The sequence below is a fragment of the Acidovorax soli genome, from assembly GCF_900107605.1.
Lineage (GTDB): Bacteria > Pseudomonadota > Gammaproteobacteria > Burkholderiales > Burkholderiaceae_C > Acidovorax > Acidovorax soli.
Genome location: NZ_FNQJ01000002.1, coordinates 232935 through 248656, shown reverse-complemented (window position 1 = coordinate 248656; position 15722 = coordinate 232935). Strand labels below are relative to the sequence as shown.

General features: G+C 65.6%; 15 protein-coding genes. 11 read left to right on the top strand and 4 right to left on the bottom strand.

What is annotated here, in order from left to right; all coding sequences use genetic code 11:
- Window positions 1–20 precede the first annotated feature (20 nt).
- Both BLW02_RS02925 and BLW02_RS02920 read left to right on the top strand, forming a co-directional pair.
- A complete protein-coding gene (locus tag BLW02_RS02925; protein ID WP_092697005.1) occupies window positions 21–1265 on the top strand; it encodes an efflux RND transporter periplasmic adaptor subunit in 1245 nt (414 codons plus the stop codon).
- A gap of 14 nt (window positions 1266–1279) precedes the next feature.
- Entirely contained in the window at window positions 1280–2908 is a 1629-nt protein-coding gene (locus BLW02_RS02920) for a bifunctional aminoglycoside phosphotransferase/ATP-binding protein (RefSeq protein ID WP_092696929.1), read from the top strand.
- On the opposite strand, the gene BLW02_RS02915 is transcribed toward BLW02_RS02920, so the two are convergent.
- Window positions 2883–3407 carry a YqaA family protein gene (locus tag BLW02_RS02915; RefSeq protein WP_092697004.1) on the bottom strand — a complete coding sequence of 175 codons (525 nt, stop codon included), beginning with the start codon at window positions 3405–3407 and terminating at the stop codon, window positions 2883–2885. The two genes, BLW02_RS02920 and BLW02_RS02915, sit on opposite strands and share 26 nt — an antisense overlap.
- A gap of 295 nt (window positions 3408–3702) precedes the next feature.
- On the opposite strand from BLW02_RS02915, the gene BLW02_RS02910 reads away from it, so the two are divergent.
- The 4 genes from BLW02_RS02910 to purH all read left to right on the top strand — a co-directional run bounded on the left by BLW02_RS02910 (window position 3703) and on the right by purH (window position 7518).
- Window positions 3703–4119 carry a M15 family metallopeptidase gene (locus BLW02_RS02910; protein WP_244273600.1) on the top strand — a complete coding sequence of 139 codons (417 nt, stop codon included), beginning with the start codon at window positions 3703–3705 and terminating at the stop codon, window positions 4117–4119.
- A gap of 425 nt (window positions 4120–4544) precedes the next feature.
- Complete coding sequence (gene dusB, locus BLW02_RS02905) at window positions 4545–5591, top strand: tRNA dihydrouridine synthase DusB (RefSeq protein ID WP_092696927.1); 1047 nt, start codon at window positions 4545–4547, stop codon at window positions 5589–5591.
- Entirely contained in the window at window positions 5588–5821 is a 234-nt protein-coding gene (locus BLW02_RS02900) for a Fis family transcriptional regulator (RefSeq protein WP_026437884.1), read from the top strand. Before dusB ends, BLW02_RS02900 begins: the two co-directional genes overlap by 4 nt.
- A gap of 95 nt (window positions 5822–5916) precedes the next feature.
- Entirely contained in the window at window positions 5917–7518 is a 1602-nt protein-coding gene (purH, locus tag BLW02_RS02895) for a bifunctional phosphoribosylaminoimidazolecarboxamide formyltransferase/IMP cyclohydrolase (protein ID WP_092696926.1), read from the top strand.
- 79 nt (window positions 7519–7597) lie between these two features.
- On the opposite strand, the gene BLW02_RS02890 is transcribed toward purH, so the two are convergent.
- From BLW02_RS02890 to thiD, 3 genes are all read right to left on the bottom strand, one after another.
- On the bottom strand, window positions 7598–9358 hold the full coding sequence (locus tag BLW02_RS02890; protein ID WP_092696925.1) for an alkaline phosphatase D family protein: 1761 nt from the start codon (window positions 9356–9358) through the stop codon (window positions 7598–7600).
- Window positions 9359–9532: 174 nt separating this feature from the next.
- The gene (gene hemL / locus BLW02_RS02885) at window positions 9533–10843 is read right to left on the bottom strand and encodes a glutamate-1-semialdehyde 2,1-aminomutase (protein ID WP_092696924.1); all 1311 of its coding nucleotides are present in this window, start codon (window positions 10841–10843) and stop codon (window positions 9533–9535) included.
- Window positions 10827–11774, bottom strand: coding sequence for a bifunctional hydroxymethylpyrimidine kinase/phosphomethylpyrimidine kinase (gene thiD / locus BLW02_RS02880; RefSeq protein ID WP_092696923.1), 948 nt, complete (start codon window positions 11772–11774; stop codon window positions 10827–10829). The genes hemL and thiD overlap by 17 nt, the downstream gene beginning before the upstream one ends.
- A 94-nt stretch (window positions 11775–11868) precedes the next feature.
- Between thiD and BLW02_RS02875 the strand changes: the two genes are divergently transcribed.
- The 5 genes from BLW02_RS02875 to BLW02_RS02855 all read left to right on the top strand — a co-directional run bounded on the left by BLW02_RS02875 (window position 11869) and on the right by BLW02_RS02855 (window position 15716).
- Window positions 11869–12042: a rubredoxin gene (locus BLW02_RS02875; RefSeq protein WP_092696922.1), complete on the top strand. Its 174-nt coding sequence runs from the start codon at window positions 11869–11871 to the stop codon at window positions 12040–12042.
- A gap of 58 nt (window positions 12043–12100) precedes the next feature.
- Entirely contained in the window at window positions 12101–12499 is a 399-nt protein-coding gene (locus BLW02_RS02870) for a response regulator (RefSeq protein ID WP_026437879.1), read from the top strand.
- A complete protein-coding gene (locus BLW02_RS02865; protein WP_005796104.1) occupies window positions 12499–12864 on the top strand; it encodes a response regulator in 366 nt (121 codons plus the stop codon). The genes BLW02_RS02870 and BLW02_RS02865 overlap by 1 nt, the downstream gene beginning before the upstream one ends.
- Before the next feature lie 14 nt (window positions 12865–12878).
- The gene (locus BLW02_RS02860) at window positions 12879–13406 is read left to right on the top strand and encodes a chemotaxis protein CheW (RefSeq protein ID WP_092696921.1); all 528 of its coding nucleotides are present in this window, start codon (window positions 12879–12881) and stop codon (window positions 13404–13406) included.
- Between the two features lie 120 nt (window positions 13407–13526).
- Complete coding sequence (locus tag BLW02_RS02855) at window positions 13527–15716, top strand: methyl-accepting chemotaxis protein (RefSeq protein WP_425285640.1); 2190 nt, start codon at window positions 13527–13529, stop codon at window positions 15714–15716.
- Window positions 15717–15722 lie beyond the last annotated feature (6 nt).

The following is a 15722-nucleotide window of genomic DNA, read 5'->3' as shown; positions in this document are numbered from 1 at the left end:
CAGGCAAGGGGAAGACGGCAATGCAGAAGAAAACGGTGATCTGGGGTGGCGGGACGCTGGTGGTGCTGGGCGCCTTGCTGGCCTGGGCATTTGCACCCCGGCCGCTGCCGGTGGAGACGGCGGCCGTGGTGCAGGGGCGCTTCGAGGCTGGCGTTGACGAGGACGCGAAAACCCGCCTGCGCGATCGCTACAGCATTTCGGCCCCGCTGGCCGGTCGCTTGGCGCGCATTGTGCTGCGCGAGGGCGATGCCGTGCGGGCGGGTGACGTGGTGGCGCGCATGACCCCCGGTTTGCCGGCCCTGCTGGACGAGCGCAGCCTGCGTGAACAGCAGGCCCGCGTGACGGCGGCTCAGGCCGGTGTGCAGCGCGCTGCCGTGCGCATCGAGCGCAGCCGCGTGGCGCTGGAACAGGCCCGCCATGACCTGCGCCGCAGCGAGCAGCTGGCGCAGCAGGGCTTTGTGGCCCCCGCGCGGCTGGATACCGAGCGCCTGGCGGTGCAGGCGGCCGAGAAAGACGCCGACGCCGCGGTGCAGGACCAGCAGGTGGCCCGCGCCGACCTGGCCCAGGCCCGTGCGGCGCTCGACGTGGTGCAGCGGCCCGGCGGCACGCAGGTTGGCAAAGCCTTCGAGGTGCTGACCCCTGTGGCCGGCCGTGTGCTGCGCGTGGCGCAGGCCAGCGAGGGCGTGGTGGCGCTGGGCGCCGTGCTCATCGAGGTGGGTGACACCGCGCAGCTCGAAGTGGTGGCACCGCTGCTGTCCACCGATGCGCTGCAGGTACACCCCGGCAGCCCCGTGCGCATTGAGCGCTGGGGTGGCCCGGGCGTGTTGCAGGGGCGCGTGCGCAGCGTGGAGCCGGTGGCGTTCACCAAGGTCTCGGCGCTGGGAGTGGAGGAGCAACGGGTCAACGTGCTGATCGACCTGACCAGCCCCCCCGCACAGTGGGCCGCGCTGGGCGACGGCTACCGCGTGGTGGCGCGCGTGCTCACGCGCGAGGCGCAGGACGCCACCCTGGTGCCGGTGAGCGCGCTGTTCCCGCTGCCCGCCAGCGCCGATGCCGCAGCGCCCCCCATCGCGGATTCCACGGAGTTCCGCATGGCGGTGTTTGTGGTCGATGGAGGCCGGGCGCGGCGCGTGCCGGTGGTGCTGGAGGCGCGCGGCAGCACCCATGCCTGGGTGAAAGAGGGGCTGCAGGCGGGTGCACAGCTGGTGGTGTACCCGCCCGCTGCGCTGGCCGATGGCGCCCGCGTCAAGGTGCGCACCCCCTGACGAAGGGTGGGCCCATGTACCCTGAATCCCTTGTGAAAGCCTATGCCGCCGCCGAGCAGCGCCTGCGCCAATTGCAGCGCAGCCCCGAGGCTTTTGGCCACCCCACCGGTACCGTGGAGTGGATCGAAACCCATATCTCCTGGCTGCTGCTGGCGGGCGGCTTTGTCTACAAGTTCAAGAAGCCCCTGAAGCTGGATTTCCTGGACTTCAGCACCCCTGCGCTACGGCGCGCCGCCTGCGAGGAAGAGCTGCGCATCAACCGCCGCACCGCGCCCGCCCTGTACCTGGGCCTGGTGGCGCTGAGTGGTGCCGCAGGCAGCCTGCGGTTGCACCCCGCCGAAGCAGCCCCGGCCGATGCCGAACCCGCCGTGCGCATGCGCCGCTTTGCGCAGGAGGCGCTGCTGAGCCACCTGCTGGAGCAGCAGCGCCTGCTGCCTGCCCATATCGACGCCCTGGCGCAGCAGGTGGCGCAATTCCACGCCAGTGCAGCCGTGGCCCTGCCGCAGCAGGGCTGGGGCACGGCCCGGGCGGTTACCGCGCCGGTGCACGACTGCCTGGCGGCGCTGCAGCCGCAGGTGGCGCAGTGGGTGCCCGACCTGGTCCTCGCGCTGGCGCAGGTGGCGCAGTGGTGTGCCGCACAGGGCGCCGCGCTGGAGCCAGTGTTTGCGCAGCGCCTGCAGGCCGGGCGGGTGCGCGAATGCCATGGCGACCTGCACCTGGCCAACCTGGTGCTGATCGACGGACAGCCGCAGCTGTTTGACGCGATCGAGTTCAACCCGGCGCTGCGCTGGATCGACTGCGTGGCCGACATCGCTTTCCTGGCCATGGACCTGGAGGCGCGCGGCCGCGCCGACCTGGCCTGGCGCTTTCTGAATGCCTGGCTGGAGCACACGGGCGACTATGCCGGCCTGCCGGTGCTGCCGTACTACCGCGTGTACCGTGCCCTGGTGCGCGCCCGCGTGGCGGGCCTGCGGCTGGCGCAGGCGCAGGGTGAGGCGCGTGCCGCCAGCCTGCGCGAGGTGCAGCGCTATCTGGCGCTGGCGCAGCGTTTCGTCCAGCCCCTGGCGCCCGAGCTGTGGCTGGCGCATGGTTTTTCGGGTGCGGGCAAGAGCACGCAGTCGCAAGCCCTCATCGCCGAGCGCGGCGTGGTGCGCGTGCGCGCCGATGTGGAACGCAAGCGCCTGTTCGGCCTGGCGCCACAGGCATCGAGCGCGGCGGTGCCGGGCGGTATCTACACGGCCGAGGCCTCGCGGCGCACCCACGAGGCCCTGGCGCAGGCGGCCCGCTGGGCACTGGATGCGGGCCACACGGTGCTGGTGGACGCCACCTTCCTGAACCCCGCGATGCGCCAGCGCTTCATGGCCCTGGCGCGGCAGGCGCAGGTGCCCTGCCGCATCCTCGCGTTCGAGGCGCCCCTCGCGGTGCTGCGCGAGCGGGTGCGCCGCCGCCAGCAGACGGGGGGCGACGCCTCCGAGGCCTCGGTGCAGGTGCTGGAGGCGCAATGGGCGGCAGCCCAGCCGCTTTCCCCCGCCGAGGAAGCGATCGCGGTGCATGTGGACACCACCCGGCCGGTGGACTGGAATGCGCTGCTGCCGCCCGCTGGTGCCTGCGCGGGCGCTAGAACGCCAGGTGGCCCGGCATGAAATACAGCAGCACGCTGGTCATGACCAGGTAGCGAAAGAATTTGCCCACTGCCATGTAGGCCAGGCAGGGCCAGAACGGCAGCTTGAGCCAGCCCGCCACGGCGCACAGCGGGTCGCCCACCACGGGCAGCCAGCTCAGCAGGCAGGTCTTGGCCCCCCATTTGCGCAGCCAGATGCGCGCGCGGCGCTCGGTGCGGCTGAGTGCGCGCGCCGGTTGGGAGTCGGCGCTGGGGGGCTGGCCGGCGCGCCGGTGGCGCCGCGCCGCATCCCAGGCACGGTGCGCGCCCAGGCCCATCCACCAGCTCACGCCGCCGCCCAGGGTATTGCCCAGCGTGGCCACGGCGATGGCGGGCCAGTACAGGTCGGGGTTGAGCTTGATCAGGCCGAACACCGCGGGCTCCGAGCCCATGGGCAGCAGCGTGGCCGAAACGAACGAGACGACAAACACCGTGCCCAGCCCGAACTGCGGCAGAGCCAGCCATTGCAGCAACTGGTGCATCCAGATTTCCATGAGGGCAAGTGTAGGGCGGCATTGCGCGCGCCGCAGGCCCTGGGGATTCCGTCCTACAAGGCGCTGCGCTGTTGGGCCACGGCGCGGGTGCGCCAGGGTTTGTATCGTGGGCTGACTCCCGCCCTTGGCAATCACCGGAAGGCTTGCGATGCATATCACCCCCACGACGCCCCGATTTCCCTGCCGTACGTACTGGCTGTCACTGGCCGCTGGCATCTCACTGGCGGCCTGTGTGCAGAGCCCGCAGTCCGCGGCGTCTGGGCAGACGCCGCCTCCGGCGCATATGGCCTGGAACGCCGCGGAGGAGGGCTGCGCGGGGGACGAGCGCCTGCGGGCCGCCGTGGCCAGTGCACGCAGCGAGTTGCAGGCCCAGGGGCTGGTGCTGAAGACCGTATGCCAGGCGTCGCAAGGCGCGCTGGCCGTTCGGGTGGAGGTGGCGAACGGCCTGCTGGCCAGCAAGGTGGTGCGCGGCCCGCTGGCCGAGGGCGAAGCGGTGGACATGGGCACTGCTGCCGGCGTCGGCGGCGCAGCGGCCGCTAGCCACAGTGCAGATTTTTCACCCGACGTGCAGCACAACCGCCAGTGGCTGCGTGCGCTCATGGCGCGCCACCAGCTCGACAATCTGCCGGACGCCTGGTGGCGTTATGCCCGGAAAGCGGCGCCGTCGGCCGTGGCCGAGGTGGACCTGGCCGCGCGCTGAGAGCCTGTTCACGATCTCCCAGGGGTCGCGCAGCGGTCTTTGCGGGATGGGATGCAAGGCGCGGTGTGCAGTGGATAGCCCGGCTATCCACAAGCGCCGCAACGCCGCAGACCGCCCGCGAAGACCACTGCCCGATGGGTTGGAGCGAAATCGGGCGACAAGGCCGCCCCGGCCGCTTGCATGGGCACGAGCCCATGCGGCGCACCCGAAGCATCCACTCATCCCGATTGCGCTCCAACGCGATCCCCTGCGAGATCGTGAACAGGCTCTGAGTCCGCTGGCGCCAGAAGGCGCGGATGGAGGGCGGCACCGGCCATTGATTTCCACTATCTGGCGGGGGCGTGCATTTCGTTTGCTGAAAATTTGAGCAGCTACAATGCTGCCTCCTTTTTCAGCATCCGCTGCACGCCCATTCCTTCCCCTTCATGCAGATCGGCCACATCCCTTTGGCGAACCGTTTGTTCGTCGCCCCCATGGCGGGCGTCACGGACCGGCCGTTTCGCCAGCTGTGCAAGCAGCTCGGCGCGGGCTACGCGGTGAGCGAGATGGTGACCTCGCGCAAGGACCTGTGGAACAGCCTCAAGACCTCGCGCCGGGCCAACCATGAAGGCGAGCCCGGGCCGATTGCCGTGCAGATTGCCGGCACCGAGGCGCAGATGATGGCCGAGGCCGCGCTCTACAACGTGGACCGGGGCGCGCAGATCATCGACATCAACATGGGCTGCCCGGCCAAGAAGGTGTGCAACAAATGGGCGGGCTCGGCGCTGATGCAGGACGAGGCGCTGGCCGTGGAAATCGCCGCCGCCGTGGTGGAGGCCTGCGCCCCGCGCAACGTGCCCGTCACGCTCAAGATGCGCACTGGCTGGTGCCAGCAGCACAAGAACGCCGTGGCATTGGCGCGGCAGTTTGAAAAGGTGGGCATCCAGATGCTCACCGTGCACGGCCGCACGCGCGAGCAGGGTTACAAGGGCCAGGCCGAATACGACACCATTGCCGCAGTGAAGGCCGCCGTGCGCGTGCCCGTGGTGGCCAACGGCGACATCACCACGCCGGAAAAGGCCCGCGCCGTGCTGGCCGCCACCGGGGCTGACGCCCTCATGATCGGCCGCGCAGCGCAAGGCCGGCCCTGGATCTTCCGCGAGGTGGGCCACTTCCTGGCCACGGGCGAGCACCTGGCACCGCCGCTGGTGGCCGAGCTGCGGCGCCTGCTGCTGGAGCACCTGCAGGACCACTACCGCCTGTATGGCGAACTGACCGGTGTGCGCAGCGCGCGCAAGCACATTGCCTGGTACCTGCGCGCGCTGCCGGGCGGCGAGGCCTTGCGGCAGCACATCAATACGATAGAAGACTGCACCACGCAGTGGCAGGCGGTGGCCGACTACCTGGATGCCCTGGCGCAACAGATGGACCGGCTGCCGGCTGCCACCGATGTGGATGCGAATACACAAGAACAAGAGGGAATGGCTGCATGAGCAAGAAAAACATTGAAGAATCCGTGCGCGAAAGCCTGCAAGGCTACTTTCGCGACCTGGGCGGCGAGACGCCCGATGGCATGTACGACATGGTGGTTCGCCTGGTCGAGCGCCCGCTGCTGGAGGTGGTGATGCTCCAGGCCGACAACAACCAGTCGCGGGCCGCCGAATGGCTGGGCCTGAACCGCAACACCCTGCGCAAGAAGCTGGTCGAGCACAAGATGCTCTGATGCCAGGGTGTCATTTGCTATTTAATTTATAGCTTCTGGCGCTTGTTGAGTAAGCGCCAGTGCCTGTTTTTATTCAAACTCTATCCATCCACACCATGAACGCACTTCTCTCCGTCTCCGACAAGACCGGTATCGTCGAATTCGCCCAGGCCTTGCACGCGCTCGGCATCAAGCTCTTGTCCACCGGCGGCACCGCCAAACTGCTGGCCGACAAGGGCCTGCCCGTGACCGAGGTGGCCGAAGTCACCCAGTTCCCCGAGATGCTCGACGGCCGCGTCAAGACCCTGCACCCCAAGGTGCATGGCGGCCTGCTGGCCCGCCGCGAGTTGCCCGAGCACATGGCCGCTCTCAAGGAGCACGGTATCGACACCATCGACCTGCTGGTGGTCAATCTCTACCCCTTTGAAGCCACGGTGGCCAAGGCCGGTTGCACGCTGGCCGATGCCATCGAGAACATCGACATCGGGGGCCCCGCCATGGTGCGCAGCGCCGCCAAGAACTGGAAAGACGTGGGCGTGATCACCTCGGCGGACCAGTACGAGGCCGTGCTGGCTGAACTGAAGGCGGGCGGCAAGCTGTCTGACAAGCTGCGCTTTGCGCTGTCGGTGGCCGCGTTCAACCGCATCGCCCAGTACGACGGCGCCATCAGCGACTACCTGTCGTCGGTCGCGTTCGAAGCCGAAAAGCTGTCTGAAACCTACGTGCCCGCCCGCACCCAGTTCCCCGGCCAGAGCAATGGCATCTTCACCAAGGTGCAGGACCTGCGCTACGGCGAAAACAGCCACCAGCAGGCCGCGCTGTACCGCGACCTCTACCCCGCGCCCGGCTCGCTGGTCACCGGCGTGCAGCTGCAGGGCAAGGAGCTCTCCTACAACAACATCGCCGACGCCGATGCCGCCTGGGAATGCGTCAAGAGCTTCGAGGCCGCCGCCTGCGTGATCGTCAAGCACGCCAACCCCTGCGGCGTGGCCGTGGGCCTGGATGCCCTGAGCGCCTACAGCAAGGCCTTCCAGACCGACCCCACCAGCGCCTTTGGCGGCATCATCGCGTTCAACCGCGTGGTCGATGGCGCGGCCGCAGCCCAGGTCAGCAAGCAGTTTGTCGAGGTGCTGATGGCGCCCGACTTCACGGCGGAAGCGCTGGAAATCTTCAAGGCCAAGGCCAATGTGCGCCTGATGAAAATCGCGCTGCCAGCCCATGGTGGCCAAACCGACTGGGAACGCGGCCGCAACGCCATGGACGCCAAGCGCATCGGTTCGGGCCTGCTGCTGCAGACCGCCGACAACCACGAGCTGGCCCTGGCCGACCTGAAGGTGGTGACCACCAAGCAGCCCTCGAACGAAGAAATGCAAGACCTGTTGTTTGCGTGGAAGGTGGCCAAGTACGTCAAGAGCAACGCCATCGTCTTCTGCAAGGGCGGCATGACCATGGGCGTGGGTGCCGGCCAGATGAGCCGCCTGGATTCGGCCCGCATCGCCAGCATTAAGGCCCAGCATGCCGGCCTGACCCTGCAGGGCACGGCCGTGGCGAGCGACGCCTTCTTCCCCTTCCGCGACGGCCTGGATGTGGTGGTCGATGCAGGCGCCACCTGCGTGATCCAGCCCGGCGGCAGCATGCGCGACCAGGAGGTGATTGACGCCGCCAACGAGCGCGGCGTGGCCATGGTGTTCAGCGGCGTGCGGCACTTCCGCCACTGATCGGTTTCGATCAGAGCAACAAAAAAGCGGCCTCGGCCGCTTTTTTGTTGTCTGCGTTCCTGCCCGGAGCGCGGGGCGGTCAGGCCGCCACGATGTGCCCGCGTCCGCTGGCGCCGGCCAGCACCTTGAGTGACTTGTCGGTGCTGGCGGTGTAGTTGCGGCTGGTGATGGTGTTCACATACACCCAGTCGGCACGGCACTCGGTGGCCGTGGCGGTGAGCAGCATGTAGCCGCGGCGCGCGGTGTCGCAGTATTTCAGCGTCTTGATCAACTGCTGGAAGGCGCCCGCCAGCATGGCCGGGTTTTCCTTGGGCAGGTATTCCTCGAAGCCGGGCGACGACACCGACGAGGTGGCGAACTCCACGCCCACGGCGTTGCCGTTCATGTCGGCCAGTTCGTTGGCCCAGGCGTTGTGCGTGTCGCCCGACAGCACCACCAGGTTCTTGCCCAGGCTGCGGGCCGTGCCCAGCACGGTTTCGCGCGCGGCCTGGTAGCCGTCCCAGGCGTCGAGGTTGTAGGGGATGCTGGGCTGGGCCAGGATGGCCTGCTCGGCGGGGGTCAGCGTGGCGGGCGCAGTCTGGGCCTTGGCCACGAGGGCCGAGTATTGCGACAGCGACACCCCCGTGGCCGGGTTGTTGAAATGGAGCAGCAGGGGGGCGGGCACGTTCATGCGCCCCATCAGCACCTGCTGGCCCAGCACCTGCCAGGTGGCGCTGGAGGCAGCCATCTGCTGCTGCAGCCATTGGGTCTGTGTGCTGCCCATCAGCTGGCGCGCGGGGTTGCCCACGGCGGCGGTAAAGCCAGCGGCATCGATGCCGCTGGCGGTGATGTAGTTGTTGTAGTCGAGCTGCTCTTCGCGTCCGATGGCGCGCGTGTCCAGCATGTGCAGCGCCACCAGGTCGCCAAATTGAAAACTGCGGTAGATCAGCTCGGGCTGCGCGTTGCGGGTGGGCATCCACTCGTGGTAGGCCTGCATGGCGGCGGCCTTGCGTGTGGCAAAGCTGCCTTCGGTGGCGCTCTGGTGGTTTTCGGCGCCGTTGGCCCAGGTGTCATTGGCGATCTCATGGTCGTCCCAGATGGCGATCATGGGCGCCACGGCGTGCAGGGCCTGCAGGTCGGGGTCGGTCCGGTACTGCGCGTGGCGCGCGCGGTAGTCTGCCAGCGAGAGGATTTCGCCTGCGGGCTGTACCAGGCGGCCCAGCTGTTCGGCATTGGCCGAGGCATAGCCGCCGCGCGCGTATTCGTACAGGTAGTCGCCCAGGTGCACCGTGGCGTCCAGGTCGCTGCGGCGTGCGGCTTCGGCATACACATTGAAGTAGCCTGCCGGATAGTTGGCGCACGAGAACACGGCCAGCCTGACCTGCGCGACACTGCCCGTGGGCAAGGTGCGCGTGCGTCCCAAGGGGGAGCTGGCCGCGTAGGCGGTGAAACGGTAGTGGTAGGCCGTGGCGGGCTTCAGGCCGGTGGCATCGACCTTGACGGTGAAGTCGCGGGCTGCGGTGGCGGTGGCCTGTCCCTTGGCCACCACGGTGGTGAAGGCGGCATCGCTGGCCAGCTCCCATTGCACGGGGATGTCTGCTGTGGCACCCGCAGCCGGCGTCACGCGCGTCCACAGGATCACGCGGTCGCTCAGCGGGTCGCCGCTGGCCACGCCGTGGACAAAGCGCACTTCCGGGTCGTCGCCGCCACCGCAGGCCGCCAGCGGCAAGGTGCCGAGCGCCGTGGCGCCCCAGGCCATCTGGCGCACGAAGCGGCGCCGGCCCGTGTCCGTGGCTGCCTCCGTGGCGGTAGCAGGCTGCAACAAGTTGGTCAGGGGCTTCTTGTCGTGGGGGCTGTGCATGGTGGAACGCTCGGGTTAAAGCCACCAAGGCTGACAGGCGCTTGTGACGGGGCTGTGAACGCCTGCACCATGCAAAAACCCCGTGGCAACGGGGTGCGTTGCCACGGGGTTGGTGGGAGAAAGCCAATGAGCGTTTTTGACTTGTGGCGCTTATCTGGGAAGCGCTATGCGCCCTTATTTTGTGAGCGTTCTGAAGACGTCGCGCGCAATGGACACGGTGTCGGCAATGTCCTGCGCCGTATGGGCGGCGCTCACAAAGCCGGCTTCGTAGAGCGCGGGCGCGATGTACACGCCGCGGCCGAGCAGGCCATGGAACAGCTGGTTGAAGCGCGCGCCGTCGGTCTTCAGCACTTGCGCGTAGTTCTGCGGCAACTCGGGCAGCAGGAAGAAGCCGAACATGCCGCCCTCGCAGTCGGCGCTGAAAGGCACGCCTTCGGCCGCCGCCGCTGCGGCCAGCCCATCGACCAGCGAGCGGGTACTGGCGCCCAGGGTGTCAAAGAAGCCGGGCTTCCTGATCTCGCGCAGCGTGGCCAGGCCGCAGGCCGTGGCCACGGGGTTGCCCGACAGGGTGCCGGCCTGGTACACCGCGCCCAGGGGTGCCAGGTGCTCCATGATGGCGCGCGAGGCGCCAAAGGCCGCCAGCGGCATGCCCCCACCGATCACCTTGCCCAGCACCGTGATGTCGGGCCGGAAGCCCGGGATGCTCTTGGCGTACACGCTTTGCGCGCTGCCCAGGGCCACGCGAAAACCGGTCATCACTTCGTCCAGCACCAGCAGCGCGCCATATTCGGTGCACAGCTCGCGGCAGCGGCGCATGAAGGGCACATTGGCGCGCACGAAGTTCATGTTGCCTGCAATGGGCTCGATCATCAGACAGGCCAGGTCCTTGCCGTGCAGGGCGAAGGCCTCTTCGAGCTGGGCCACGTTGTTGTATTCGAGCACCAGCGTGTGCTGCACCACTTCGGGCGGCACGCCGGCGCTGGTGGCGTTGCCAAAGGTGGCCAGGCCCGAGCCGGCCTTGACCAGCAGCGCATCGGCATGGCCGTGGTAGCAGCCCTCGAACTTGATGAGCTTGCTGCGCCCCGTGGCGCCGCGCGCCAGGCGGATGGCGCTCATGCCGGCTTCGGTGCCCGAGCTGACCAGGCGGATCATCTCCATGGAGGGCACCAGGCCCAGGATTTCTTCGGCCAGCTCGATCTCGCGCTCGGTCGGGGCACCAAAGCTGAAGCCTTCCAGCGCGGCTTTCTGCACGGCTTCGAGCACGGCCGGGTGGCCATGGCCCAGGATCATCGGACCCCAGGAGCCGATGTAGTCGATGAAGCGCTGGTCATTGGCGTCCCAGAAGTAGGCGCCCTGCGCGCGCTTGACAAAGCGGGGCGTTCCGCCCACGGCCTTGAAGGCCCGCACGGGCGAGTTCACGCCACCGGGGATGAGCGCCTTGGCGCGTTCGAACAGGGGGATGTTGAGGTCAGTGCTTGGTGTCATGGGGTGGCATCACAAAGCCTTCGAGGGCCTGTGTTTCGTCAAGGGGTTCTTCTTCATCGCCATCGTCCTCATCGGGCTGGGCCCAGAACATGCGATCGGGAATGATGTGCCCCATTCCGGGGCGAAATCCGGCGTCTAGGCAGCGGTCAAGGTAGCTCAGTGCTTCGCTGGTGGCTTCGCCCAGATCGTTGCCGCTGGCTACCAGCGCTGTGAGGGCGGCCGAAAGGGTGTCGCCTGCACCGGCAAAGGTGGCGTCGAACAGCTCGAACTTGCCGCTGCCCAGCACGGTCTGGGGCGAGGCCAGCACGTTCTCGACGAACTGCTCGGGCAGCGGTATGCCCGTGACCAGGGTGTAAGGCACGCCCATTTCGGCGGCGGCCCGGGCGATGTCGCGGGCGGTGGGGCTGCGGTCGCTTCGCCACTCGGGCAGCAGCCAGCGCCACAGCGTGCTGTGGTTTCCGACCAATACGGATGTCTGTGGCAGCAGCAGTTCGCGAAAAGCATCCAGGTACTGGTCGATCAGGTCGTCCTGCCACCACGACAGGTTGGGCATGTAGGCGATGACGGGGACCTCGTCATAGTCCGTGGTGATCTCGGTAATGGCGCTGATGTTCTCGGGGCTGCCCACAAAACCGATCTTGATGGCCTGCACCGGCAAGTCTTCCAGCACGGTGCGCGCTTGCTCGGACACGGCCTCGTCGTCAAAACTGAAGTGGTCGAAGATCTCGGCGGTGTCGCGAACGTAAGCGCCTGTAACAACGGCAATGGGGTGTCCTCCCACCGAAGCAATGGTGCTGATATCGGCGGTAAGACCACCCGCACCGCTGGGATCGCTGGCATTGAACACCAGGACGCAGGCAGGGCTGGCATCGTCCGCTGCCTGGTCGGAAATGTCCGCTATATCAGAAGAAGGGGGGGTATTTGTTGTCATGGGCCGGATTCGGCAGTGAGGGTGGCACAGAAGCAGCAACCCGGTGTGATGACTAGATACAATCGTTGCATTCTATGTGAAGGCCCAGTAAGCTGTGACTGACTTTAAAACTTGGATGTGTCTGATCTGTGGATGGATATATGACGAGGCGCAAGGTTCACCCGAGCACGGCATTGCGCCCAACACACCGTGGGACCAGGTCCCCATGAATTGGATCTGTCCCGAGTGTGGTGCCCGCAAAGAAGATTTCGAGTTGGTTCAGATTTGAGACGCTTCAGCACCATCTGCTGCGGCGTTGTTTTTTTCTCCATCGGGAGCAGTGACAATTGACTACAGCAGGCGCAACTTTCAAAGTGCTCGTGGTGGATGACAGCAATACCATTCGCCGAAGCGCCGAGATTTTTCTCAAGCAGGGAGGGCACGAGGTCTTGCTGGCAGACGATGGGTTCGATGCCTTGGCCAAGGTGAATGACTACCAGCCGCAGCTCATTTTCTGCGACATTCTGATGCCCAAGCTTGATGGATATCAGACATGCGCCATCATCAAGCGCAATGCGCGTTTTGCGGATACTCCTGTGGTCATGCTGTCCTCCAAGGATGGCGTGTTTGACAAAGCGCGCGGCCGCATGGTCGGTTGCCAGGAATATCTCACCAAACCCTTTACCAAAGACCAGTTGTTGCAGGCGGTGCAGCAATTCGGTAATTCCCAACAAGGAGCCATGTAATGCCTATTCAGAAAGTGCTGGTCGTTGACGACTCGAAGACCGAGTTAATGTTTCTGACCGACTTGCTGCAGAAAAAAGGCATGCAAGTGCGTACCGCCGAAAATGCCGAAGAGGCGTTTCGCCGATTGGCGGAAGAAAAGCCCGATTTGATTTTGATGGACGTGGTGATGCCGGGGCAAAATGGTTTCCAGCTGACCCGTGCCATTACGCGTGATCCCCTCTATGCGGATGTGCCCATCATCATGTGCACCAGTAAAAACCAGGAAACAGATCGTGTCTGGGGAATGCGCCAAGGCGCACGTGGCTACATCACGAAACCGGTAGATCCAGCCGAGCTGCAGGCCAAGATCGATGCGCTGAACTGAGGCGGTTCGCGTTCATGGCCAATCGCGAAGCACTGCGAGAACTCCAGACCCGTCTCGCCAGCCGTCTTCAGGCGGCAAGGGGTGAGGGAGTATCTGTTTCCTCCTGGCTGGCGGTCGAGGCTGCCGGGCAGGCTTATCTTTTGCCGCTGGGTCAATCGGGTGAAATTTTTCCCTGGATCGCGGTTCAGCGTGTCCCTTACACCCAGAAATGGTTTCTGGGTGTGGCCAATCTGCGGGGTGGTCTTGTGGGGGTGGTGGATCTGGCGGGACTGCTGGGATCGACCGTCGCGCGCAATGAGCAGGCCCTGTCGGAGGCCAGTCTGCTTGCTTTCAATGCTGCACTGGAAGTCAACGCTGCCCTCTTGGTGGATCGGCTTGCCGGGCTGCGGGGCACGGATGCCTTTGTCTCGTCGGAGCCCCCGGCCCACGACGCTCCCGCCTTTTTCGGCACCATCTATGTGGATTCGAATGGGACCCGCTGGCAGGAGATCAATCTTCAGATGCTGTCCCAAAATCCTGCTTTCCTGAGTATCAGTGCTTGAGTTTTTCTGTAAGGCTGCACCATGTCCGTCGTGAATCAATTTGGAAAACTGTTCAATCGCAAGCCCGAGGAATCGGACAAGGTGCTGGGTGCCGGCATGGTGGATGGCAGGCGCAATGCCATGGAGGCGGGAACTGTCGAAGCCAGCGCTGTGCGGGAGTCTTACCAGACCGATGCCATGCACAGTGTGCAGGGTGATCCAGGTGCCGAGTCGCTGGAACCATCAGCGAATGAAACGGACGAAGACCTTATTTCCTTGCCGCTGCTGGGCCGTTCCACGGCGGCTGGCCACCAGCGGCGTTTGCTGGCTTTGCTGGCCATTGGCGTTGTGGCGCTGGCACTGATTGCGGGCTGGGTGCTGCGGCAGGCAGATCGCTCTGCCCAGCAGTTGGCTGCTACCGGTCAGTCGCTGATGCAGTCCCAGCGGCTTGCCAAATCTGTTTCACAGGCGCTGGTGGGGAGTCCGCAGGCCTTCCCGGACGTGGTGGAAAGCTCTGGTGTTCTGGCCCGCAACGTGCGCGCACTGGGCACTGGCGACAGTGAGCTGGGCGTGCAGTCCCTGGGCGAACAGCTCCGGCCGGATCTGGAGGCCGTGAACCCGCTCATGGAGCGCGCGGAACGCAACGCCAGCGTGGTGATGGGGCAGCAGAAAATCCTTATGCAGGTGGGCGACGCACTGCGCACCATCAATCGCCAGTCGTCGGATCTGCTGGAAATCGCAGAAACCGTGTCGTCTCTCAAGCTGCAGCAAAACGCTCCGGCGGCCGAGATTTCCGCCGCCGGTCAATTGGTGATGCTGACCCAGCGTATTGGCAAGTCGGCCAATGAATTCCAGACCATGGAAGGCGTAAGCCCCGAAGCCGTGTTCCTGCTGGGCAAGGACTTGAATTCCTTCAAGGAAATTGCCCAAGGCCTGCTCAATGGAAGTCCGGAGTTGCGGCTGGCTGCAACCAAGGATGCGCAGACACGCGAACAGCTCGAAGCCCTGATCAAACTCTACGAAGAGACCCGTACGCAAGCCAGTGCCATTCTGGGCAACCTGCAAGGTCTGGTTTCTGCCCGGGAGGCCCAGTCGTCGATCATTGCCGATAGCGAGCCGCTGCGTCGCCAGTTGGAAGGCTTGCAGGACAAGCTTTCTTCGCAGACGGGCCTGGGGGCCGGGCAGTTTGCTGCCCTGGCGTTGGCGGGTTTGTTCGTGCTGCTTTGCGGTGTCGGAATTTCCCGCGTTCAGCTGCTGGACAGCCGGGGTCGCCAGGTGGCTGCTGAAGTACAGCAAAAGGATGCAAAACGCCAGGAGCAGGAGGCCAAGCGCGTCAACGATGCCAACCAGGCCGCCATTTTGCGTTTGATGAACGAATTGCAATCCGTTGCGGAAGGTGATCTGACGCAGGAAGCCACGGTGACCGAAGACATCACCGGCGCTATCGCTGACTCTGTGAACTACACGGTGGAAGAGTTGCGCCAACTGGTGGGCAGCGTGCAGAACACGGCAACCCGTGTGGCGCAGACGACGGCCCAGGTGGACAGCACGTCCACTGAGCTGCTGGCGGCTTCCACAGAGCAGCTGCGCGAAATTCGTGAAACCGGCCGGTCCGTTCTGGATATGGCGACCCGAATCAACGAAGTGTCCACCCAGGCGCAAGAGTCCGCTACGGTGGCGCGTCAGTCGCTGCAGGCGGCCGACTCGGGTTTGCAGGCTGTGCAGAACGCCATCGGTGGTATGAACTCGATTCGTGACCAGATCCAGGATACGTCCAAGCGGATCAAGCGTCTTGGTGAGTCGTCGCAGGAAATCGGTGAAATCACCGAGCTGATCTCTGACATTACGGAGCAGACGAACGTGCTGGCCCTGAACGCTGCCATTCAGGCTGCATCTGCGGGTGATGCCGGTCGCGGCTTCTCGGTGGTTGCCGAAGAAGTGCAACGACTGGCTGAGCGGTCCGCCGATGCAACCCGGCAGATTTCGGCCCTGGTGAAAGCCATTCAGACCGATACCCAGGATGCGGTGGCCGCCATGGAGCGTTCCACGCAGGGTGTGGTGGAAGGGGCGCGCCTGTCTGACAGTGCAGGTACCGCACTGACTGAAATTGACCGTGTGTCGCGCCGCCTGGCGGAGCTGATCGAGCAAATTTCGTCGTCCACGTCCCGGGAAGCTGTTCTGGCCAATGAAGTGGCAGACAACATCCAGCACATTTTTGCGGTGACCGAGCAGACGGGTGAGGGCACGCGTACCACGGCACAACAGGTGCGCGAGCTCTCGCACATGGCTGAAGAACTGCGCCAGTCGGTGGCACGTTTCAAGATCGCCTGACGCAAC